The following is a 21,896-nucleotide window of genomic DNA, read 5'->3' as shown; positions in this document are numbered from 1 at the left end:
GGGTTGTTTGCGAAGCTTGGCTGTGCGATGATGTCTGCGCTTGAGGTGTTGCTGCTACCGAAACGTATATCCGGGGAGATTGCTATATGAAAGCCGCTGATCTTGATATCCTGCTCCAGGAGGGTGAGGGGGTGATGCTTGAGTACAAGGAGGGTATCTCTGGATCATTCGCCCGTGAATTGGTGGCTTTTGCCAACACGGCAGGCGGTCGGATTCTGCTTGGTGTGCGGGATAACGGTTCGGTTAAGGGGATTGCTGATACAAACGTGTTGCGGGCGCGAATTCAGGATATTGCCCGGAACTGTGATCCTCCGGTGCAGATTCTGTTGCAGCATATAAGCATGGTATCGGTGGTGACGGTTCTTGAAAGTGATGCAAAGCCGGTGCAGTGCAGCGAAGGCTTTTTTCTGCGGCAGGGAGCTGTCACCCAAAAGCTCTCGCGTGAGGAGATTCGGGATATGTTCCGGCAGGGAGGGGCAGTAAGGTTCGATCTTTCTCCTTGTCCAGCCTTTCGCTATCCGGAGGATTTTGATTCCGTTAAATTCAGGGAGTGGCTGCAAAAAAGTTCTATTTCACAGCGCAGCCCCGTGGAGGATATTCTTGTAAACATTGAAGCAGCTGAGCGTTCAGGCGGAAAACTTCTCTTTCGTAATGCCGGAGTGCTCTTTTTTGCCCGTGAGCCGAGGCGTTTTTTCAATCACGCTTACGTCACCTGCCTGCTTTTCAAGGGGACAGTCAAGCTGCATGTTCTTGATCGCAAGGATTTTGCCGGAGGGATTGTTGCCGATATCGAAGAGAGCTTGCGCTTTATTGAACGTAACACACGCACAGCCTACCGGATCGAGAAGCTCCAGCGTGAGGAGATTCCGCAATATCCGGTTGCCGCCCTGCGGGAAGCGCTGACCAATGCAGTGATGCACCGCGACTGGTTTATCGAGGGGGGCAATGTTTTTGTGGAGATTTACGATGATCGCATTGAGGTGTCAAGTCCCGGTACGCTTCCGAAAGGAATGCTTCCGGAGGATCTTGGAAGCAAAAGCATTCGCCGTAATCCCCTCATTGCCGATCTGTTGCATCGTATTGCATTTATCGAGAAGGCTGGAACCGGAATCCGGCGGATGCGCGATGGAGCAAGGGAGATGGGATATCCTGAACCGGAGTTTATTGCAGGCAACTTTTTTACCGCACTGTTTCGTCCGATTCATGAGGCGTCAGAGCAAGGTATCCGACATGTACCCGACATGCACCCGACATGTACCGCACATGTACCCGACATGTACCCCGCATGTACCCCGCAAGTGATAGCTATTCTTAACCTGGCTGAAGGAGAAGCAAAGACACGTGGTGTGCTGCAAGAAGTCGCAAAGATCAAAAATCGAGAGCATTTCTATCAGCACTACCTTCAACCGCTTCTTTCCGCCGGGTTACTGGAACGCACCGTTCCCGATAAACCCCGAAGTCCGAAGCAGCGATATGTTACGACCGCAGCCGGTCGCGCCATGATTGAAAAATCTGACAAGGAGTCCTGAATAATGACCAGCCACCCTTACACCGAAGACCAGCTTGTCGAGCAGCCTGCTATCGGGTTGTTTGCGGAGCTTGGCTGGACGACGGTGTCGGCGTTGGATGAGACATTCGGCGTTGCCGAACCCTCCTTCGGCCACTTTGGCCACCCTCTCCCGGAGGGCGAGGGTAATGGAGATTCCCGGATATCATTAGGGCGGGAGACGAAGGGGGAGGTGGTTCTGGCGTCACGGTTGGGTGCGGTGTTGGAGCGGTTGAACCCTGCGCTGCCGCCCGAGGCAATCACCTCGGCAATGGATGAATTGACTCGCGACCGTTCAGCCATGCTTCTGGAGGCAGCGAATCGCGAAATCTATCTGCTGCTCAAGGAGGGGATTCGCGTCAGCGTTGTTGACACCGAACCCTCACCAGGTTTCCCTCTCCCAGAGGGCGAGGGTGCAGAACCACCTCCATCTACCTTTGGGAGAAGGGCAGGAAATAACGATTCGCTACAGAAATATGGAGGGCAGAAGATTGTCCGTGTGAGAGTTGTTGATTGGGAGCATCCGGAGAACAACGATTTTCTGCTGGTGAGTCAATTCAGCGTTACGGGACAGCTCTACACCTGCCGCCCTGATCTGGTAGGGTTTGTGAACGGGCTGCCGCTGGTGGTGATCGAGCTGAAAAAGCCGGGTGTGCCTGCCCGGACGGCTTTCGACGAGAATCTCAGGCACTACAAGGAGCAGATTCCTTCGCTTTTCTGGTACAATGCGCTGCTTATCGCTTCGAACGGTACGGAAAGCCGGGTTGGTTCGCTCACTGCTGATTGGGAACGGTTCTTCGAGTGGAAGCGCATTGAGCGGGAAAACGAGCCCCGCAGGGTCTCGCTTGAGGTGATGCTTCGCGGCACGTGCGACCGCAGTCGTTTTCTTGACCTCGTTGAGAACTTCACGCTTTTTTCGGAGCATAAGGCGGGATTTGCAAATCCCGCCACCCTCACCCCAACCCCTCTCCCAGGGGTAGAGGGGCGGAGTAAAAGCGGGCTGGTGAAGATCATCGGACAGAACCACCAGTTTCTCGGAGTCAATGCGGCAATTGCGTCTTTACTCAGGATTCGTAAAGAATATGCAACTCCCGCCACCCTCACCCCAACCCCTCTCCCAGAGGTAGAGGGGCAATATCGTGGTGGTTTTTATTATTCGGGACTGGTTGAACGCGCGAGGGAATTACGGCAGCAGCAGACACCGGCAGAGGATATCGTATGGGAGCTTTTGCGTGACCATCGGTTCGAGGGGCTGAAGTTTCGTCGTCAACACCAGATCGGAAATTATATTGCAGATTTCTTTTGTTCAGAGCATAAACTTGTTGTCGAAGTTGATGGTGACGTTCATCGTTCGCCGGAGGTGGTTGCGAAGGATTCACAGCGGGATGCATATTTGCGTTCTCTTGGTTATACCGTTATTCGGTTTGAGAATCAGTTGGTATTGAATAACCCGGCAGAGTTTCTGAATCAAATCAAGGCAGCATTGTCGCCCCCCTCTACCGCTGTGAGAGGGGCCGGGGGTGAGGGGAACACACCAGTACAGAAAGTGATTGGTGCAGCATTGTCGTACCCCTCTACCACTGGGAGAGGGGCCGGGGGTGAGGGGAACACACCAAGACCGAATGAAATTGGTGAATCATTGCCGTACCCCTCTACCACTGGGAGAGGGGCCGGGGGTGAGGGGAACTCACCAAGACCTAATGGTATTGGTGTGTTCTGGCAGACACAGGGAAGCGGCAAGAGTTTTTCGATGGTCTTTTTTGCACAGAAGGTGCTTCGAAAGGTTGCGGGCAACTGGACCTTCGTGGTGGTGACCGACCGTATTGAGCTTGACGAGCAGATAGCAAAAACCTTCAAGGCTGCCGGTGCCGTAAGCAAGGCTGAAGGCGATGCATGCCACGCTTCGAGCGGCGATCATCTCCGGCAACTGCTGCGGGGCAATCACCGCTACGTCTTTACGCTGATTCATAAGTTTCGTTCCGAAACACCCTCACCCCGTCCCTCTCCCAAAGGTAGAGGGGGGGAGGGAATCTGTTCCGAAACACCGGGTGCGGGTAACAATGGAATCATGCCAGTGCTGAGTGACAGGGCGGATATTATTGTTTTGACAGACGAGGCGCACCGCAGCCAGTACGACACGCTGGCGCTGAATATGCGCTCGGCTCTTCCCAATGCCATGTTTCTCGCCTTTACCGGTACGCCGCTCATTGCCGGAGAGGAGCGCACCAAAGAGGTTTTCGGCGATTACGTATCCATTTACGATTTCCAGCAGTCCGTCGAGGACGGAGCTACGGTTCCGCTTTTCTATGAGAACCGTACGCCCGAGCTGCAACTGGTCAATCCCGACCTGAACGACGATATCTACCGGCTTATCGAGGATGCCGAACTCGATCCCGATCAGGAATCGAAGCTTGAGCGGGAGCTGAACCGACAGTATCATCTGCTGACGCGCGACGACCGGCTTGAGACCGTTGCAAAGGATATTGTGCGGCATTTTCTCGGACGGGGGTTCATCGGCAAGGCGATGGTGGTCTCTATCGACAAGGCCACCGCAATCAGGATGTACGACAAAATGCAACGGTTCTGGATGGAAGAGACGGGGCTTGTCCGGCAGCAGCTTGTCCGTTATGATCTTTCGTCTGAAAGAAGAGGGGAACTGCAGGAGCGGCTTCAGGTGCTTGAGAGCACCGACATGGCCGTGATCGTTTCTCCCGGCCAGAACGAAATCGGACAGATGCAGCAGATTGGCCTCGATATAGTGAAGCACCGCAAGCGCATGGTTGAGTCGCAGCCGGCTCTGGATGAGAAGTTCAAGGACAGCGACGATCCGCTGAGAATCGTGTTTGTTTGCGCCATGTGGCTTACCGGTTTTGACGCGCCGAGCTGTTCGACGGTCTATCTCGACAAACCTATGCGCAACCATACGCTCATGCAGACCATAGCGCGGGCAAACCGCGTTTTTCCCGGCAAGCACAGCGGCATGATTGTGGATTACGCGAATGTGTTCGCCTCGCTTGAAAAGGCGCTGGCTATCTACGGGGCAGGGAAGGGCGGTCATAATCCTGTGAGGGGGAAAGAGGCGCTTGTCGAAGAATTACGCAAGACGGTCGAGCTGGCAACAGCCTTCTGCATGGAGCATGGGGTGCATCTTGCCGGAATCGAAGATGCGGTTTCAGGCATGGAGCGGCTGCAGCGAATCGAGGATGCGGTAAACGCCCTGATTGGTGACACCCTGCGACGGGAGTTTTTCGGCCATGAACGTCTTGTCCGTACGCTCTACCAGGCGGTAAAGCCCGATCCAGCTGCGATTACTTTTTCGGAGAGGGTTGCGTGTATTGCGGCAATTGCTGAAGCGATACGGGGGAAGCTGAATCCCGTTGCGCCGGATATTTCCACAATCATGCAGGGAATCGGCAGATTGCTCGACGAATCCATTACCGGTCACGCCATCCGCGAATCCGGGCCGCCGGTACTCGATCTCTCGAAAATCAATTTCAAGGCGCTCTCTGATCGGTTCAGGCAATCGAAGCACAGGAACACCGATCTGGAAATACTCAAGGCCGCGATTAACGCCAAGCTGGAAAACATGATTCGCCTCAATCGCACAAGGGCGGACTTTGCCGGGAAGTTCGAAGAATTGATTGCAAGCTACAATGCAGGCAGCAGGAGCATCGAAGATCTCTTTGACGAACTCCTCAAGCTGTCGCTCAGCCTGAGCGATGAGGAGCAGCGCCATGTTCGGGAAAATATGAACGAGGAGGAGCTGGTTATTTTCGACATTCTCACCCGTCCGGCACCGGAACTCAATACCGATGAACGCAGCGAAGTGAAAAAGGTTGCCCGCGAACTGCTCGTCAAGATCAAGGGTCTCCTTGTGCTGAACTGGCGGCAAAAAACAGAGGCCCGCTCCAGGCTGAAGCTCACCATCGAGGATGCCCTCGACCAAGGTTTACCCCGAGCCTATACGCCGGAAATCTACCGGCAGAAATGCTCCGCCGTATTCGAACATGTCTACGAATCCTATCCCGAACGCGATGCGGGGGTTTACGCCGAGGCGGGATAACAACCACAAATAACTCATGAAAAACATCGACATTTTTTTTGGTCGTATGGATGCCTGGAGACATCTGCCGAATTATCAGCTTGAAAGACGCACCGATATCTTCTTCTCACTGTATCTCCCCGAAGTTCTTGAAAAGCATTTCAGTTTTCCGGTGAAGGATGTTCTTGTCCCGGAGTTTCCTGTTCATATCAATACCATTTGCCCGGATAAGCCTACGGATAAATCATACAAAATCGATTATGTCGCTTTTTCAGAGGACGGAGATCGGGTCTTTCTTGTCGAACTGAAAACTGATGATGCGTCACGGCGTGGTAGTCAGGATATCTACCTGTGCAAGGCAAAAAAAGAGGGATTAGAGCGACTGACTGATGGCCTGAAGAAGATATTTATGGCAACTGCAGCTAAGCGCAAATATTTCCACTTGTTCGATCTTCTTGAAAAAGCAGGCATGGTTTCTATACCAGATCAGATGCGGGTTGTTATGAACAGGTCGAACCTGCAGGGGTTGAATGAATTGATACGAGAGATAACGTACCTAGGTTCACCCTCGGAAATTCATATTGTCTATGTTCAGCCGAATGATTGTCGTGAACATAAGCCTGATCTCAGTCATGAAGACAAGGTATCGGTTATCACCTTCAAGGACTTTGCAGAGGTTGTAAAAGGCCACAAGGATGTGGTTTCTCAAAGGTTTGCACAGTCACTTGAAACATGGGCTTCGGTGATTCCCGGAAATAACGCATGATAAATTCAACGGAAATGAAGAACATGGCGCTTGATTACGCAGTCGATTCATTCAGAACCCTGCTTGGGATTCAGGGCCGGTCGTTTGGCAGTAAAACCAAATCTTATGATGGGATCAGCGATGGATATGAAGGCGTTCAGTGGAATGTAGCTGTTTTCAAGGATCGTCCGGGTAAAGCAAGGCTTGGCGTGAATCTCGAAGGCATGAAGTATGATGGCTGGCCCATTGCGCGATTTATCGAGCATGAACTTGAGCATCCGGGTTTGCCAAGTCTGCCCGTCGAAAAGGATAAAATACATATTGATTTTTATCGAGAGGCCTGGATTCCTTCCGGAGGACGACCTCCTATAAAGGAAAATATCATCAAGCATTCAGGGATTCTTTTAGACGGTTTGACGGATGTCCTTTTGAAAGAAATGCTCATTGATGCCTCCTCATGTCTTGCAGCAGAAAAAAATTACAGAGGAAGGGCAAAGCAGTTGGTGACCCTGTCGAGCAGCGGCATCGAGAAAGAAATGCCGGTTTCTCCGCATCTGACGATCTATACCTGGATATGGAGCAGTGTCCCGTCTGATTTGCAGGAGGCGAAGATGTTGATGCAGAAGGGGTTCGACCGATTGCTGGCGGTTTACGAATACGTGAAGAGCCATTCCTGAAAAACACAGATTACCATGACCGACGTCAACGTATCCCGTCTGCTGCAGGAGTTGCAGATAACGAACCCGGAGCGGTACGAACTGGTTCAGGCAGTTCGTCAGGCGATTTATCGCTTGGTGCCGGATGCTTCGGAGCGGGTGATGTATGGCGGATTCATGTTTTCGGGCGTGGCTCAGTTCTGCGGGGTGTTCGCATACAGGGAGCATGTCAGCGTGGAGTTCGGACGCGGGTGCGATCTTGATGATCCGCACGGCGTGCTGGAAGGCGGCGGGAAGCTGCGGCGGCACATCAGGCTGGTTTCGGCAGCTGACATTACGGGAAAGTTTCTCGAGCAGTATGTCGATGCCGCTTACAGGAACAGCCAATGCAAATGATGGTGCTTTTGGCTATCAGGAAACCTTTTTCTCTTTCGTGCTGTATATGCAAATGCATATCATTATTGAGCCCGTCAGCGCCGGATATATGCAGACAAGGAGATGTCGGCGGTTTATGAAAAAGAAATGCTGCGATATTCGGGAGTGACGGGAAAGCCGAGGCGTTTGGCGCTTATGAAGATATGAGCAGCCATGATTTGTCCGGCGGAGAGTATGAAACGATTTCGTTTGTCCGAAATGCAACCCGATTCTATGCCCACTGAAATCCCCGGACGTCCTGATACCAGTGCTCTCGATGGCAAGCCCTGGCACACGCTGACGATTGAGACCGCGCTCGACCGGCTCGGCCTGTCGCAGGGGGGGATCACTACCGCAGAGGCAAATTCCCGCCGTGAACGGTACGGTCCGAACGAGCTTCAGGAAAACGGGGGACGCACCGTCTGGCACATTCTGTGGGAGCAGGTCAGCTCGGTGATGATTGTGATTCTGCTGATCGCGGGCGTGCTGGCGCTGCTTTTCAAGGGGGGCGGCGGTCCTCCGATCGACGCCATCGCGATTTTTTCGATCGTGGTGCTGTTCGTGGTGCTTGGCGTGATGCAGGAGTACCGCGCACAGAAAGCCATCGCGGCCCTGAAGCAGATGTCGTCCCCCACCGTCAGGGTGGTGCGCGACGGGCTGGTGCAGGAGATGAGCGCACGCGACCTCGTTCCTGGTGACCTCGTGAAGCTTGAGACGGGAAGCGTTGTGCCGGCCGACTGCCGGATTGTCGAGAGCGTGAACCTGCGCATCCAGGAGGCCGCTCTTACGGGAGAATCGGAACCGATCGAGAAGTTTCCGGGAGCCATCGGGGAGGAAGATCTTTCGCTCGGCGACCGGAAGAATATGGGTTACATGGGCACCTTTGCCAGCTACGGACGGGGCGAGGCGCTGGTGGTTGAAACCGGAATGTGCACCGAGCTGGGCAAGATAGCCTCGATGATCCAGAATGTCCGGCACGAGGAGACGCCGCTTCAGAAAAAACTGGACAGGCTCGGCAAGACCCTTGCGGTCATTGCCCTGGTCGTTGCTGCGGTTGTAGCCCTTACCGGCGTCTACATCGAGGGCAGGACATGGGCCGAGGTGCTGATTATCGCAATCGCGATTTCGGTCGCGATCGTTCCCGAGGGACTTCCGGCGGTGCAGACCTTCTCGCTGGCGATCGGCGCCCAGAAGATGGTCAGGCGCAAGGCGCTTATCCGGAAGCTGCCGGCTGTCGAGACGCTGGGTTCGGTGACGGTCATCTGCAGCGACAAGACCGGTACCCTCACCCAGAACAGGATGACCGTGACGGCGCTTGAAACCCTCGATCAGCGGGTGGAACCTGATACGCGCTCGAGGCACTACGATATCGAAGACGGCCAGTCGGCGCTCGCGGCGCTGGTGGCGGGCGCCGGGCTCTGTTGCGATGCGGTGCTGAACCCCGACGGCGAAACCGGAGTCGGAGATCCCACCGAGGTGGCGCTGGCAGTGGCGGCGTTCCGCTACAGCCTCGGGCGATCCGATCTTGAGACGGAGCTGCCGCGTGTGGCCGAGATTCCGTTCGATTCCGACCGCAAGCTCATGACGACCATACACCGGCTGCCGGAGGGCGGTTCGATGCCGGCCATGCTTACCGACATGACGGCAGGCCTGGGCGGCTGCCCGTATGCGGCATTCACCAAAGGCGCGGCTGACAACATGCTGGCGATCTGCGACCGCGTCTTCAGCGGCGGACAGGTGCGGCCCATGACCGACGACGATCGTGCAGGGATCCATGCCGCAAACAGCAAGATGGCCTCGAACGGCATTCGCGTGCTGGGTGTCGGTTACCGTGGTCTCCCGGATCTGCCGGAGATCGAACATCCCGGCACGATGGAGCGCGAGCTCGTGTTTCTGGGACTGGTCGGCATGATCGACCCGGCCCGACCAGAGGCGAAGGATGCGGTGGCCAGGTGCAGGACGGCAGGTATCCGCACGATCATGATCACCGGCGACCACCCGGATACGGCCCGTTACATCGCCGCCGATCTTGGAATAACCACGCCCGACGGGCGGGTCGTCACCGGCGTCGAGCTTGAGAAGATGAGCGACGAGCACCTGAAGAAGGCTCTCAGGGAGGACAACACGAACTGCTTCGCACGCGTTTCGCCTGAGCACAAGCTTCGCATCGTCGGCGCCCTGCAGGAGCTGGGCAACATCGTCGCCATGACCGGAGACGGGGTGAATGACGCGCCGGCCCTCAAGCGCGCCGACATCGGTGTGGCGATGGGCATCACCGGCACGGACGTATCGAAAGAGGCGGCGGACATGGTGCTGCTTGACGACAACTTCGCCACCATTGTTGCCGCGATCGAAGAGGGACGCGTGGTGTACGATAACCTCAGACGCTTCGTCATGTTTTCGATTTCGGGCAACATTGCCAAGGTGATCATCGTGGCGTTTTCGCCGCTGATCGGGCTTGCCGTGATGCTCAAACCGATTCAGATCCTGTTCTCCAATCTGCTCACCGACGGCCTGCTTGGTCTCGGCATGGGGATGGAGGCTGCGGAAAAGAACACCATGCAGCGGCCGCCGTATTCGCCGCAGGAGAGCATCTTTTCCCGCGTTGTGGGTCGTCACATCGCCATTATAGGCCCCGCGATCGGGCTGTTGCTCCTCGCTGTGGGTTATCTGCAGTGGCAGCAGCTCGACCTTCCGAATCTGCTGCTGATCAAGGACGAGGCGGATCGAAGCGCACTGTTCAATGACCCCAAGGTGCTGATGTGGGGAACGCTCATGTTCACGGCTCTCGCGATGATGCAGGTTGGCCGCGCACTCAGCTCGCGTTCGTTCCTTGAACCGTTCTGGAAGCAGCCGCTCAGTACGAACAGGGTGCTGATGGGCATGATTGTCGCCGTCGTGGCGTTGCAGCTGTTCGTCGTCTACACGCCCGGCGTCCAGACCTTCTTTTCCGCCGTCAGCCTGAGCGGCGCGAATATCGGTTTGTGCATCGCGTTCGCCCTGGTTGTGCTCGCGATCATGGAGCTGGTGAAGGCGTTCGAGCGGCGCAAAGCGTCAGCATAGCCCCCCTCTGCGACGATCTCCGTAAAAGAGGGGACGCTCGCAATTACGTAAACTTGCGGATCAGAATGAGCCGTTTCATCGATGATTCGCTCGATCACTCCGGAAGCATTTCACCGAAGTACATTCCTGATATAACTGTTCTTCATCGGCAAAGGCAGGGGGCGTTTTCTTATATTGCGGCAATGAAAACCGACAGATGAAAACCAATGAACACTGAAATCACCATCAGAAACGAGGAGTCCGGCGACGGGCAACGAATATTCGACCTTACCGTCGAGGCATTCAGCACGCTGGAGATCAGCGATCATACCGAGCAGTTCGTGATCGATGCATTGCGCGATGCCGGAGCTCTTGCGGTATCGCTTGTGGCGGAGCTCGATGGCAGGATTGTCGGCCATATTGCGTTTTCTCCTGTGACAATGTCGGACGGCAGTGCAGGCTGGTACGGCCTCGGGCCGGTTTCGGTGGAACCGGAACTGCAGCGGCAGGGCATCGGCAAGGCTCTGATCGGGGAAGGGCTTTCGAAGCTTAAAGATCTCGGCGCGCATGGCTGCTGCCTCGTAGGGCATCCGGAGTATTACCGCAAATTCGGGTTCGTGAATCCTGAGGGGCTTGTTTTTGAAGGAGTGCCTCCGGAGGCGTTTTTCGCGCTTTCGTTCGATGGCCGTGTTCCTCAGGGCTGTGTTGCGTTCCATGAGGCGTTCATGGCACGCGGCCACAGCGAGTGATCGGGTGTGGCGTTATCCCTGGCTGTACTTGACGCGTTCCTGATTTGCTCGACGTTTTGCGCATGTTATCCTTTAAGTTTCAAGGATGAAAGCCCATATCACGGTTTGATTCTGGCATGATGCAGCAGGAGGTGCAATTATGGTGATTTTTACCCGAAGAAAGTTTCTTGCAGGAGTTCTTGCCCTTGGAATAGTTCAACTTCCCTCTTTTCTGTTTGCGGAACCGGCATATTGCCCCAAGCGACGAGGTCTGGTTATTCTGGCTGATTTTCCGGGGCTCTCGCATGCTGTTACGGAAGGCATCGTCACTGAGCGATTCCGTAAACTGAGTACCTATATCCATGAAATGTCATAAGGAAATGCGTGTGCCGAGTTCGACTTTACCAACTGGCTTCTGCTTCCTGATCCGGTATCGAATTACTCGATCTCACCCGCCAATCTCAAGGTCGACAGATCCAGGGTATACAAGCTCATACAGGACGCTATCGACGCTGCAGATGATGGTTACGTATTTTCCCTCTACGATTACGTGGTGATTTTCATGCGTGCGTCTATGCAGGAGTACGGAATGGTCGGTCTATGTGGCTATCCCGGGATGCTTGGTTGGTCACGCGAGCTTGTTTTTAGAACAAAACGTCGAGGGCAGGTCGTACCCAATGGCGTTGCTATCTTTACCTCGAACGCTCATGTCGGCACCCTGTTCCATGACATTGCTCACGTTTGGGGCGGCGTCGTGAACGGCAAGAGGGCAGTTCCCTGCCTCTACGACCATGATCTGCAGGAGCGATATCCAACAAGACAAACCGGGTTCGAGCATAGCCTGATCAATATGGGGTACTGGGATCCGATGTCCTGTCACCTGTATCGGCCGAATATTCCTCCTCCGGGCATTTCTTCGTGGACCAGGCTTCGATTGGGCTGGTTCCCTCGGGAAAAAATAAGGGATGTTGACCCATTATCCCTGCCTGCCGAGGTATTGCTTGGACCTTTGACTGATGGCAAATCGGAGATACTGGCGATTCGGATAAGGATTACGGCGAGTCGGTATATTCTTGTCGAAAATCGCCAGCCCGTCGGTTTATATGATAGTGTTCTGCCAGGACACGGCGTGCTGATCATGAAAGCCGATGACGGCATCGACGAATGCCGGAACGGAGAGGCTCCGGTTCGTCTGGTCGATGCAAATCCTGATGTCAGCACTTTGCTTGGCGCCGCGTTTGATGTGCAGGGCAAAAGCCGTTACGTCGATTCCGAGTCCGGTCTTGAAATCAGGCTGATTGAAAAAATTCGAAATTCGTACCGGATCAGAATCAGCAAAGCCGGTCACACAGAAACATAAATAATGACGCACTCTTTCGACGGGCTCTTTTCGCGGGGCAGCGTTAACATCAACTGGCCTTTCATGGCTGAGCAGGTCTTTCAGCTGATCTTGTAAACTCAAGGCACTATGAAAACAAGCGAACTTTCAACCTGTTTCGTGACAACCAATGTCGATGCCTGCCGTGATTTCTACGAGCGCCATTTCTCGGCGCAAGCGATATTCGACTGCGGGTGGTACGTGAATCTGCGCATTGGCAGCGACGGGCCGACGATGCAGTTCATGCAGCCGCAGGAGGGCATGCCGGAGTTCGGAGGTCAGGGCGTGATGCTCAATTTCAGGGTGGATGACGTGGACGCCGAATATCGTCGCATGACTGAGGCCGTCATGCCGATCGAGGACCATCCGTGGGGAGATCGCGGCTTTTCGGTAATTGACCCGATCGGGAATGCGGTTTACATCTATACAGACAGGGAGCCTTCGGCGGAGTTCAGGAAATTCTACAAGAGATGAATGGGTGTGTTCATGCTCCAGTCCCTTGTTATTTCGATAACACTTCGAGCTTGACCCTCGCGGTGCCTTTGTTGTAGAAACCGAGCTGTTTGGCAGCTTCGGCGGAGAGGTCGATCACCCGGTTTCCGATGAAAGGTCCCCGGTCGTTGACGCGCACGATGATGGATGCGTTGTTTTCGAGGTTCGTGACCCTGACGACTGCGGGCAGGGGAAGATATTTGTGCGCTGCGCTTGGCCTGTCGGGGCGGAAAATTTCGCCGTACGCGGTCGGCTGGTTGTTGTGCTGGTCGAGGGTTTCCTGTCCGTACCATGAGGCGTGGCCGGTTTCCTGATAACCGAGCGATTCCCGGTAATCCATCGGAACGTAGAGCTTGCCGTCGATGAAATAGGGTTTATTCTTGAGCTTTCCGAGCCTGTAGGCATCTTCAGGGGAAATCAGGCTTCCCGTTGCTCCGGGGGAGATCGGCCCCCTGCTTGTCGAACAGGAAGCGAGGCTCAGAACAACAGCCATCATCAGGGTAAAAATCAACCGGTGTGTCATTATCAGCGTCAATTTTTGTTTGCTGAACGTCTTGCCATGAATGATCGTATGTGTGCAACAACTCAGACGGCTCTCCTGAAAAATAGCCAATTGACAGGAATATTCCCGCACTCGGCTTATATTCACCGTTTTGATTTCAATGCGATTCCGATGCCGGACATAACCGCATCAGGCATCTATTTCCGTAATCATTATGCCAGAACACCATCAGCGAGCAGCTATCGGCGTCATTCTCATTCACGGGTTCACCGCGACTCCGGATAGCCTTGCCATTCTTGAAGGCCCGCTGAAGTCCCTGGGGCTGCCGGTCGCCATGCCGCTGCTGACCGGGCACGGAGAACTCTCTCCCGAATCGCTCAGGGGAGTATCCTGCAGGCAGTGGATCGACGATGTTTCACGAGCGTTGCAGGAGATGTCGGCAGAGGCAGAAAAGATCGTTGTCGTCGGTCACAGCATGGGAGCGCTGCTTGCATTGCAGCTTGTCAGTGCTTACCCGGCGATCGTCGATTCCCTTGTGCTTGCCGCTCCGGCCCTGAGACTTTCGTCCCTTCTGGCTCCGGGGCGTCCGCTGCATTTCATTGCCGAGCCGCTCTCCTCGATAGTCAGGAAATGGGAGATCAGGCCAGTCTATGCCGGAGAGGATGTTCTCCGTTGCCCCGGCCAGTACGACTGGGCTCCGACCGATGCCATTCTCTCTCTGTTCAGGCTTATTGGCATGACCGAGCCGCTGCTTGCCGATGTTCATGTGCCGCTGCTGATTCTGCATAACAGGAGTGAAACGACCGTGCTGGCCGAAACCGCGGATATGCTCTATGAACGCGTCAGTACGTCGCCGAACCGGAAGCGGATCGTCTGGCTGGATCGGTCGGAGCACCAGATCTTCTGCGACTGCGAGAGGAATCGCGCGATGCAGGCGGTCGTGGATTTTGTCAGAGGCCGGCTTCGGCCGCTCAGTAATTGTTAACCATTAATACCAGAAAATATCATGAAAAATTACAGTGCTTTTTTGTGCCCCCTGTTTTTTGTCTTTGTATTTGCGATGTCCGTTCCCTTCTGCCATGCCGCTGCCGAAAGCTTGCCTGATGGAGGCAAACCGGCCGTCTATCTAAACGAAACCGGTATAGGTTCGGGTTATGCCTGGGGTTCACTGAAGGGGGATGACAAGGATATGACTATCTACCCCGCTTTCGTTCGGATCGGTTTCAACGCCAATGGACTGTTCGGCATCAGAAGCAGCAGAAGCACTCTGCAGCTGACGCTCGAGCCCTTCGTCAATATTGTTTCCGGGCCTGACGACGGAGTCGAGGCCGGCTGCGGTTTCGGCGTGCGTTACCTGCATGAAGTCGCATCTCCCGTCGATCTGTTTGTCGAGGCAAGCGTGGCTCCCATGTATTACAGTATTGACACCAGGGAGCAGGGTGCGGCTGGATTCAATTTTCTTGACCAGTTCGGTGCGGGCCTGCAGTACCGGTTCGCTCCCGGAAAAGCGCTTTTCGCAGGGTATCGCTTCAGGCATATCTCGCATGCCGGTCTTGCTGATCGTTCAAATGACGGTCTGAATTCAAATGCGATCGTCGCCGGGTTTTCCTGGCTCTACTGATGGACGGATTGCGTAAGGGCGCTACTCTTGTAACGTACCCGTAACAAACGGAACCGGTTGCGTTTCCTATCTTCAAAAAGTACAGGGCGACACATTATGCGCTGCGGTGTCGCCTTTTTTACTTTTCAGCAATCCTGTCGAAGGAGCTTACCATGCCTCTGCTGTCCGGAAGAAAACCCCTTTCCCTCACCCTGACTTTTCTCATGTTCGTCCTTTTTCTGTCGACGGCGGCCTGTGCCGACGGCAGGGTGGCGCAGGCGCCCGCAGAAGGCCGGTTCCCTGTGCCGAAGTACATATTTCTCTTTATAGGCGACGGCATGGGCCCTGCGCAGGTCGGTCTTTCCGGCGCAGTGCTTGACTCCTCCAGTACGCTGGCGATGACCGGATTTCCGGTTCTCGGTACGATTACGACCCATGCCGAAGACCGTTACATCACCGATTCCGGCGCTGCCGGAACGGCGCTGGCGACAGGCAGCAAGACTTCCGTCGGGACTATCTCAATGAAGAGCAACCACCGGGATACGCTGCGCACGGTAGCCGAGTTGGCCAGGCGCGACGGCATGCGGGTGGGCATCGTCTCGAGCGTCGGCATCGACAATGCGACGCCGGCATGCTTTTTTTCGCACAATGCCAAAAGAAGCAACTACTACGATATAGCCGCTCAGATGGCTTCAAGCGGTTTCGATTATTTCGGAGGTGGTTTTGCCGAAGGGGATTTTTTGCAGAACCGACTCAACGGGAGCGTTAACCGGACGGATATACCGACTCTCATGAGGAGCTCCGGATACCGGGTGGTTTCAGATCGTTCGTCTCTTCGCTCAGTGCAGCCGGGTAAGAAGTGCTGGGCATATACCGGTTATGACGGCAAGGCTGCCATGAGTTTCGAGATGGACAGGAAGGAGCAGGATATTTCACTTGCGGAGTTCACAAGGGAGGGGATCCGCCTGCTCGACAATCCGAATGGGTTTTTCATGATGGTGGAGGGAGGAAAGATCGACTGGGCGTGTCATGCCAACGATGCCGCAGCGGCTGCCCATGACGTTGTCGCTTTCGACGATGCGGTCAGGGAAGCCGAGGCTTTTTCCCGAAGCCATCCGGACGAGACGCTCATTGTGGTGACGGCCGATCACGAATGCGGAGGGCTTTCGCTCGGCAACGGCAGGCGCGGGTACGATAGCAGAATATCGCTGCTGCGCCGCCAGAAGGTTTCGCTTGAAAGATTCACCCGGAAGGTTGCTGGGTGGCAGGCGAGCCGCAACGTTTCTTTTTCGATGGCGCTCGACAGCGTTAAGGTCTACTTCGGACTCGGCGACGCGTCGGCTGACTCTTCTCTTGTGCTTTCGGGCGAAGAGAGGACTGTCCTGAGCAAGGCATATCGAGGCGGTTCTGCGAAAGGAGCGGCGGGCTCGGCGGCTTCCGGCAGCGCGGCGGGATTCGCTTCCGCCGTTACGGCGATGCTGAATGCGAAGGCGGGGATCGGATGGGCCAGCAATGCGCATACGGCGGTTCCTGTACAGGTGTTCGCTGCGGGGGTCGGTTCAGAGGCGTTTGGCGGTTACTACGACAATACCGGCATAGCCGGAAAGCTGATTCGGCTTGCGCGGTTTGGCGAACGGCGGTAACTGATAAAACGGCGAATTCGCCTCAGGATGTTTCGAGAATCCTTTTGAGATTGTCGAGGTTAGCCCTGAACCTGAAGCCGAAAAACAGCTTCATAAGCGGATCGAAAAGTGAAGCCAGGCCTTCGGTTTTGGTTGAAAACGCATAGGTCAGCCGGGTGCCGCCATCGACAGCCGAAAACTCCATGGCGCCTTCGTACGGAAACGCGCTTGCAGTACTCTCGAAACAGAGCAGTTTTTCGGGTTCATAGGATGTTACGATCCATTCAGTGCGCATGGGAAAGCCCATGATAGATCGAACTTCGAATCCTGCGGTTCCCTTGCCGACAGGGCCGGAGGTCGTAACGGCCGATTCGAGCACATCTTCCTGCCAGACGCTGTCGTTGGCTATATCGGACAGGTATGCTGCGACCTCCTTTACCGGGCGGTTGATGACAATGACGTGCGAGATGTTCATAATGGTATGCTTTTTCAAAGCAGCAACAGCGAAGCTGCGGCAATAATTCCTGCGGGGCAGCCAGAAGGAACTCTCGCCGAACTGCGCTGTTTTCCTGTGCAAGTAAGGAGTTTCTTTGTTAGCTTTACTGGAGAAAACAAGACGGAGCGGTTTTTCGCTGTGCAGAAAAGCAACCTTTGGCAATCACTTATGGCAGATATTTCAACGACATGGATGGGGCTGAAGCTCCGTAATCCTGTTATCGTGGCAAGTTCGGGGCTGACAGGAACCCTCGAAAACGTCAAGGCAGCCGCCGCTCACGGAGCCGGTGCCGTAGTGCTGAAATCGCTCTTCGAAGAGCAGATTCAGCTTGAATCCGGCTTTTCCGAGGCCGCGAATGCTCAGGATTATTACTATGCGCAGGCTGAGGATTATATCCGGGAATATACCAGAGGCAATGCTCTGTCGGCCTATCTCGATCTCGTCAGGCAGTGCAAGGATTCCGTCGATATCCCGGTTATCGCCAGCATCAACTGCGTTACGCATGGAGAATGGACTGCGTTTGCTGCCGAGATCGAGCGGGCAGGCGCTGACGGGCTGGAAATCAACATTTTCGTGCTGCCTTCCGATCCCTGCAGAAGCGGCGCAGAGAACGAGCAGGTTTACGTGGATGTGCTCGAAACGGTGTCGAGGTCGGTGCGGATTCCCGTTGCCGCCAAAATTAGCAGCTATTTTTCCAGTCTCGCAGGTGAAGCCCTGAAGTTGTCGGGTACCGGCATCGGTGGCCTGGTGCTGTTCAACCGTTTTTTTTCTCCCGATTTCGATATCGAAACCTTCGACGTGACGGCCAGCGGGGTGTTCAGTTCGCCTGCCGATCTCTACCATTCGCTGCGCTGGATCGCCATTCTGTCGGGAAGGGTGAAGTGCGACCTGGCAGCATCGACTGGCGTGCATGACGGCAATGCGCTCATCAAGCAGCTTCTGGCCGGTGCAAGAGCCGTCGAGATTGCCTCAGTTCTTTACCGGAAAGGACTTGGAGAGATTGGAAATATGGTTTCGGAACTGGAGCAGTATATGGAGCGGCACATGTTCTCTTCGGTGGACGATCTGGTCGGCAAGATGAGCATGGCGCGTACCGGCAATCCTGCCGTTTACGAACGGGTACAGTTTATGAAGTTTTTCGGCGGCATTCATTGATGGGTAAATCTTTTTCATATATCCGTCCGGACAGTCGGCAGAAGCATCTGACGTGATGTGCAGAGAACCGTCAGGAACGCCGGAGAAGTGTTCTCCGGCAGAGCGTGTTGTGGACCTCACCCGGACGCTTGGTCCCGGCATGTCGTGCTATCCCGGTACCCCGCCGCCGGATTCCGTGCCGCTGTGCACCATAGGGGAGCACGGTTTCAGCGAACGGCAGCTGACGTTTTCCTCGCATACCGGAACCCACGTCGATCTTCCCCTTCATCTGTTTCATCATGGCAACTCGCTTGATGGCTTTTCTGCCGAACAGTTCATCGGTCCTGCGGCGGTCATCGATGTATCAGGTCATTGCGGATCGCTCATCAGCGGCGATCTTCTTCGCCCTTATGCCGCGCTTGCAGAGCGGAGCGAGTTCCTGCTGATCCGTTCCGGATGGGGGCGATACTGGGGAACGGAGGCATATCTTTCAGGCTATCCCGTTCTTGATCTCGTGGCCGCAGAGTGGCTGGCCGATTTCGGTCTCAAGGGGGTCGGCGTCGACATGATGTCCGTTGATGCCGCCGATTCAGCCGCATTGCCGGTACACCGGATTTTTCTTGAAAGGAATATTCTCATCATTGAAAACCTTGATATTCCCGAAGAGCTTGCCGGGCGCCGGTTTCTGTTCTGCTCTTTGCCGCTGAAACTCGAAGGCGCCGAAGCATCCCCGGTGCGCGCAATCGCAATCGTCGGGCAAACAGCGGATTTGTTTTGCAATTTCAAAAGATGATAGTACTTTTCACCGCCGGATAGTTGCCGGCGCCTGTTCTTTACCATTGCACTGAATCCTTTATGTATGAACAAGTTATTGCAGTATTCGTCGATTGCCTCAAAAGTGGCGATGGCGCTTGCCGGCCTGTTTCTGGTTACGTTTCTCGGCGTGCATCTCGGCATCAATCTGTTGCTTCTCAAGGCTGACGGTGGGCGATCTTTTTCAGAAGCGGCGGCATTCATGGGGACGAATCCCCTGATCAGGATATTTGAAATCGTTCTGATGGCCGGGTTTCTCATACATATTTTCACCGGATTTCTCGTTTCCGGCAAGAACCGTGCATCCCGACCTGCCGGTTACGAAGTCGGAAACCGCACGGAGACCTCTTTCCTCTCCAAATACATGATGCATAGCGGTATTGTCGTACTGCTTTTTCTTGCCCTGCATTTTTCCGACTATTACTTCGTCAAGATCGGTCTTGTACCGCCTCCCGAGGGGATCGATGCTCACGACTTTTATGCGATGACCCTGCATCTTTTCTCCAGTACATGGTACGCGCTCTTCTACATGTTCAGCTTCATACCGCTCGGTTTCCATCTCAATCACGCGATACAGTCGGCATTTCAGACCATGGGCTGGAACCACTCCCGGTATATGGGCGCGGTCAAGCTTGCGGGCACCATCTATTCTGTTGCGATATCGCTCGGTTTTATGGTGATTCCCCTCTATTTTCTCCTTTTCAGATAGGTTAACAATTGCTGAAAACCCTTATTTCATGAAGCGCCTCAATGCCGGAATTCCGGAAGGACCGATAGCAGAAAAATGGACCTCCTACCGCTCGACAGCAAAGCTGGTCAACCCGAACAACAAGCGTAAGCTCGACGTCATCGTTGTGGGAACCGGGCTTGCCGGGGCCTCCGCCGCGGCGACGCTCGGCCAGCTCGGCTATAACGTGAAGGTGTTCTGTTATCAGGATACCCCGCGGCGCGCGCACAGCATCGCTGCGCAGGGCGGAATCAATGCGGCGAAAAACTATCCCAACGACGGCGACAGCATCTACCGCCTGTTCTACGATACCATCAAGGGCGGCGACTACCGTTCCCGCGAGGCGAATGTCTACCGTCTTGCCGAGGTCAGCAATCAGATCATCGATCTCTCTGTGGCGCAGGGGGTGCCTTTCGCCAGGGAGTACGGCGGTCTGCTGGCCAACCGCTCGTTCGGCGGGGCCCAGGTTTCGAGAACATTCTATGCAAGGGGCCAGACGGGTCAGCAGCTGCTCCTGGGGGCTTACAGCGCCCTGAGCCGGCAGATTGAGGCGGGGAACGTCACTCTCTATAACAGGCGCGATGTGCTCGATATCGTTATTGTTGAGGGCAAGGCGCGCGGGATCGTTGCGCGCAATCTCGTTACCGGAGCCATAGAGCGTCATGCGGCTCACGCAGTGGTGCTTGCCAGCGGCGGTTACGGGAACGTTTTCTTCCTCTCCACCAATGCCATGGGTTCCAACGTTACGCCGGCCTGGAGCGCCTACAAACGGGGCGCGATGTTCTCGAATCCTGCATTTACCCAGATTCATCCTACCTGCATTCCGGTTCATGGCGAGTTTCAGTCGAAGCTGACCCTGATGAGCGAAAGCCTTCGAAATGACGGCCGGATTTGGGTACCGGCTTACAAGAAGGATGTCGAAAAGCTTCGCTCGAAAGAGATCGAGCCGTCGGATATTGCGGAGAAGGATCGCGATTATTATCTCGAGCGGCGATATCCCGCTTTCGGGAATCTCGTGCCGAGGGACGTCGCTTCGAGAGCCGCCAAGGAGCGGTGCGATGCCGGGTATGGCGTCAGCAGTACCGGAGTGGCGGTTTTCCTCGATTTTTCCGACGCCATCAGACGGAAGGGAAGGGATGCGATCGAAGCGAATTACGGCAATCTGTTCCAGATGTATGAGCAGATAGTTGCCGCGAATCCGTATGAGACTCCGATGATGATCTATCCTGCGGTACACTATACCATGGGAGGCCTCTGGGTCGATTACGAACTGATGACAACGGTTCCGGGCCTTTATGCGATAGGAGAGTGCAATTTCTCCGATCACGGCGCCAACCGTCTTGGCGCATCGGCGCTCATGCAGGGGCTTGCAGACGGCTATTTCATCCTTCCTGCGACAATCGGCAACTATCTTGCCTCCGAAATCCATACTCCGCGGTTCGATCCCGACGGCGCGGAGTTCACGCTTGCAGCGGAGCAGGTCAGGGAGAGGCTGGCTCGACTGAAGAATACCGGAGGTACCCGGTCGGTAGACCATTATCACCGCCAGCTGGGCCGGCTCATGTGGGAATTTTGCGGTATGGCGCGCAACAGAAGCGGGCTGGAGCAGGCGCTCACGGAAATTCCGCAGTTGCGCGAAGAGTATCACAGGAACGTCCGGATTCCCGGAGGGCTTGAAGAGTATAACCCGGAACTCGAAAAAGCATGGAGAGTTGCGGATTTTCTCGAGCTCGGTGAACTGATGGTGCGTGACGCCCTGCAGCGCGAAGAGTCGTGCGGGGGACATTTCAGGGAGGAGTACCAGACCGCGGACGGCGAAGCGCTGCGAAATGATCCGGAGTTTTCATTTGTTTCGGCCTGGGAGTACAGGGGGCGGAACGAACCGGCAACTATGCACAGGGAGGATCTCCAATTCGACGTGGTATGGCCCTCACAACGCTCCTATAAATAAACAACAGG

At 55.1% G+C, this 21,896-nt stretch carries 18 protein-coding genes; 16 read left to right on the top strand and 2 right to left on the bottom strand.

Features of this window, described 5'->3' with window-relative positions; all coding sequences use genetic code 11:
* The first annotated feature begins 86 nt into the window (after positions 1-86).
* From K4305_RS00910 to K4305_RS00870, 9 genes are all read left to right on the top strand, one after another.
* Positions 87-1,529 carry an ATP-binding protein gene (locus tag K4305_RS00910; protein ID WP_331560440.1) on the top strand — a complete coding sequence of 481 codons (1,443 nt, stop codon included), beginning with the start codon at positions 87-89 and terminating at the stop codon, positions 1,527-1,529.
* A gap of 3 nt (positions 1,530-1,532) precedes the next feature.
* Positions 1,533-5,609: an HsdR family type I site-specific deoxyribonuclease gene (locus K4305_RS00905; RefSeq protein ID WP_331560439.1), complete on the top strand. Its 4,077-nt coding sequence runs from the start codon at positions 1,533-1,535 to the stop codon at positions 5,607-5,609.
* Between the two features lie 16 nt (positions 5,610-5,625).
* Complete coding sequence (locus K4305_RS00900; protein ID WP_331560438.1) at positions 5,626-6,354, top strand: hypothetical protein; 729 nt, start codon at positions 5,626-5,628, stop codon at positions 6,352-6,354.
* 14 nt (positions 6,355-6,368) lie between these two features.
* Positions 6,369-7,010: a hypothetical protein gene (locus K4305_RS00895; protein ID WP_331560437.1), complete on the top strand. Its 642-nt coding sequence runs from the start codon at positions 6,369-6,371 to the stop codon at positions 7,008-7,010.
* A gap of 15 nt (positions 7,011-7,025) precedes the next feature.
* Positions 7,026-7,385: a DUF1801 domain-containing protein gene (locus K4305_RS00890; RefSeq protein ID WP_331560436.1), complete on the top strand. Its 360-nt coding sequence runs from the start codon at positions 7,026-7,028 to the stop codon at positions 7,383-7,385.
* A gap of 252 nt (positions 7,386-7,637) precedes the next feature.
* Positions 7,638-10,466 (top strand): cation-translocating P-type ATPase, encoded by a 2,829-nt coding sequence (locus K4305_RS00885; protein ID WP_331560435.1) that lies wholly within the window; start codon positions 7,638-7,640, stop codon positions 10,464-10,466.
* 206 nt (positions 10,467-10,672) lie between these two features.
* Positions 10,673-11,194: a GNAT family N-acetyltransferase gene (locus K4305_RS00880; protein WP_331560434.1), complete on the top strand. Its 522-nt coding sequence runs from the start codon at positions 10,673-10,675 to the stop codon at positions 11,192-11,194.
* Positions 11,195-11,735: 541 nt separating this feature from the next.
* The gene (locus K4305_RS00875) at positions 11,736-12,533 is read left to right on the top strand and encodes a hypothetical protein (RefSeq protein ID WP_331560433.1); all 798 of its coding nucleotides are present in this window, start codon (positions 11,736-11,738) and stop codon (positions 12,531-12,533) included.
* Between the two features lie 108 nt (positions 12,534-12,641).
* Complete coding sequence (locus tag K4305_RS00870; RefSeq protein ID WP_331560432.1) at positions 12,642-13,025, top strand: VOC family protein; 384 nt, start codon at positions 12,642-12,644, stop codon at positions 13,023-13,025.
* A gap of 28 nt (positions 13,026-13,053) precedes the next feature.
* Here the strand turns inward: K4305_RS00870 and K4305_RS00865 are convergent, their stop codons facing one another.
* Positions 13,054-13,566 (bottom strand): septal ring lytic transglycosylase RlpA family protein, encoded by a 513-nt coding sequence (locus K4305_RS00865; protein ID WP_331560431.1) that lies wholly within the window; start codon positions 13,564-13,566, stop codon positions 13,054-13,056.
* A 193-nt stretch (positions 13,567-13,759) separates the two neighbouring features.
* Between K4305_RS00865 and K4305_RS00860 the strand changes: the two genes are divergently transcribed.
* From K4305_RS00860 to K4305_RS00850, 3 genes are all read left to right on the top strand, one after another.
* Positions 13,760-14,530 carry an alpha/beta hydrolase gene (locus tag K4305_RS00860; RefSeq protein ID WP_331560430.1) on the top strand — a complete coding sequence of 257 codons (771 nt, stop codon included), beginning with the start codon at positions 13,760-13,762 and terminating at the stop codon, positions 14,528-14,530.
* A gap of 21 nt (positions 14,531-14,551) precedes the next feature.
* Entirely contained in the window at positions 14,552-15,166 is a 615-nt protein-coding gene (locus K4305_RS00855; protein ID WP_331560429.1) for an acyloxyacyl hydrolase, read from the top strand.
* A 152-nt stretch (positions 15,167-15,318) separates the two neighbouring features.
* Entirely contained in the window at positions 15,319-16,788 is a 1,470-nt protein-coding gene (locus tag K4305_RS00850; protein WP_331560428.1) for an alkaline phosphatase, read from the top strand.
* Between the two features lie 22 nt (positions 16,789-16,810).
* Here the strand turns inward: K4305_RS00850 and K4305_RS00845 are convergent, their stop codons facing one another.
* Positions 16,811-17,242: an SRPBCC family protein gene (locus K4305_RS00845; RefSeq protein ID WP_331560427.1), complete on the bottom strand. Its 432-nt coding sequence runs from the start codon at positions 17,240-17,242 to the stop codon at positions 16,811-16,813.
* Positions 17,243-17,431: 189 nt separating this feature from the next.
* Between K4305_RS00845 and K4305_RS00840 the strand changes: the two genes are divergently transcribed.
* The 4 genes from K4305_RS00840 (at position 17,432) to K4305_RS00825 (ending at position 21,888) form a co-directional block, all read left to right on the top strand.
* Positions 17,432-18,418 (top strand): dihydroorotate dehydrogenase-like protein, encoded by a 987-nt coding sequence (locus K4305_RS00840; RefSeq protein WP_331560426.1) that lies wholly within the window; start codon positions 17,432-17,434, stop codon positions 18,416-18,418.
* A gap of 55 nt (positions 18,419-18,473) precedes the next feature.
* On the top strand, positions 18,474-19,190 hold the full coding sequence (locus K4305_RS00835) for a cyclase family protein (RefSeq protein WP_331560425.1): 717 nt from the start codon (positions 18,474-18,476) through the stop codon (positions 19,188-19,190).
* 66 nt (positions 19,191-19,256) lie between these two features.
* Complete coding sequence (locus K4305_RS00830; protein WP_331560424.1) at positions 19,257-19,919, top strand: succinate dehydrogenase cytochrome b subunit; 663 nt, start codon at positions 19,257-19,259, stop codon at positions 19,917-19,919.
* A gap of 28 nt (positions 19,920-19,947) precedes the next feature.
* The gene (locus tag K4305_RS00825; protein WP_331560423.1) at positions 19,948-21,888 is read left to right on the top strand and encodes a fumarate reductase/succinate dehydrogenase flavoprotein subunit; all 1,941 of its coding nucleotides are present in this window, start codon (positions 19,948-19,950) and stop codon (positions 21,886-21,888) included.
* Positions 21,889-21,896 lie beyond the last annotated feature (8 nt).

The organism is Chlorobium sp., from assembly GCF_036528655.1.
GTDB lineage: Bacteria > Bacteroidota > Chlorobiia > Chlorobiales > Chlorobiaceae > Chlorobium.
This window is presented reverse-complemented; position numbering and strand designations above follow the sequence as displayed.

Coding starts and splice junctions, on each gene's coding strand:
- K4305_RS00910 (WP_331560440.1), top strand. CDS start 87: ATGAAAGCCGCTGATCTTGATATCCTGCTCCAGGAGGGTGAGGGGGTG.
- K4305_RS00905 (WP_331560439.1), top strand. CDS start 1,533: ATGACCAGCCACCCTTACACCGAAGACCAGCTTGTCGAGCAGCCTGCT.
- K4305_RS00900 (WP_331560438.1), top strand. CDS start 5,626: ATGAAAAACATCGACATTTTTTTTGGTCGTATGGATGCCTGGAGACAT.
- K4305_RS00895 (WP_331560437.1), top strand. CDS start 6,369: ATGAAGAACATGGCGCTTGATTACGCAGTCGATTCATTCAGAACCCTG.
- K4305_RS00890 (WP_331560436.1), top strand. CDS start 7,026: ATGACCGACGTCAACGTATCCCGTCTGCTGCAGGAGTTGCAGATAACG.
- K4305_RS00885 (WP_331560435.1), top strand. CDS start 7,638: ATGCCCACTGAAATCCCCGGACGTCCTGATACCAGTGCTCTCGATGGC.
- K4305_RS00880 (WP_331560434.1), top strand. CDS start 10,673: ATGAACACTGAAATCACCATCAGAAACGAGGAGTCCGGCGACGGGCAA.
- K4305_RS00875 (WP_331560433.1), top strand. CDS start 11,736: ATGCGTGCGTCTATGCAGGAGTACGGAATGGTCGGTCTATGTGGCTAT.
- K4305_RS00870 (WP_331560432.1), top strand. CDS start 12,642: ATGAAAACAAGCGAACTTTCAACCTGTTTCGTGACAACCAATGTCGAT.
- K4305_RS00865 (WP_331560431.1), bottom strand. CDS start 13,566: ATGACACACCGGTTGATTTTTACCCTGATGATGGCTGTTGTTCTGAGC.
- K4305_RS00860 (WP_331560430.1), top strand. CDS start 13,760: ATGCCAGAACACCATCAGCGAGCAGCTATCGGCGTCATTCTCATTCAC.
- K4305_RS00855 (WP_331560429.1), top strand. CDS start 14,552: ATGAAAAATTACAGTGCTTTTTTGTGCCCCCTGTTTTTTGTCTTTGTA.
- K4305_RS00850 (WP_331560428.1), top strand. CDS start 15,319: ATGCCTCTGCTGTCCGGAAGAAAACCCCTTTCCCTCACCCTGACTTTT.
- K4305_RS00845 (WP_331560427.1), bottom strand. CDS start 17,242: ATGAACATCTCGCACGTCATTGTCATCAACCGCCCGGTAAAGGAGGTC.
- K4305_RS00840 (WP_331560426.1), top strand. CDS start 17,432: ATGGCAGATATTTCAACGACATGGATGGGGCTGAAGCTCCGTAATCCT.
- K4305_RS00835 (WP_331560425.1), top strand. CDS start 18,474: ATGTGCAGAGAACCGTCAGGAACGCCGGAGAAGTGTTCTCCGGCAGAG.
- K4305_RS00830 (WP_331560424.1), top strand. CDS start 19,257: ATGAACAAGTTATTGCAGTATTCGTCGATTGCCTCAAAAGTGGCGATG.
- K4305_RS00825 (WP_331560423.1), top strand. CDS start 19,948: ATGAAGCGCCTCAATGCCGGAATTCCGGAAGGACCGATAGCAGAAAAA.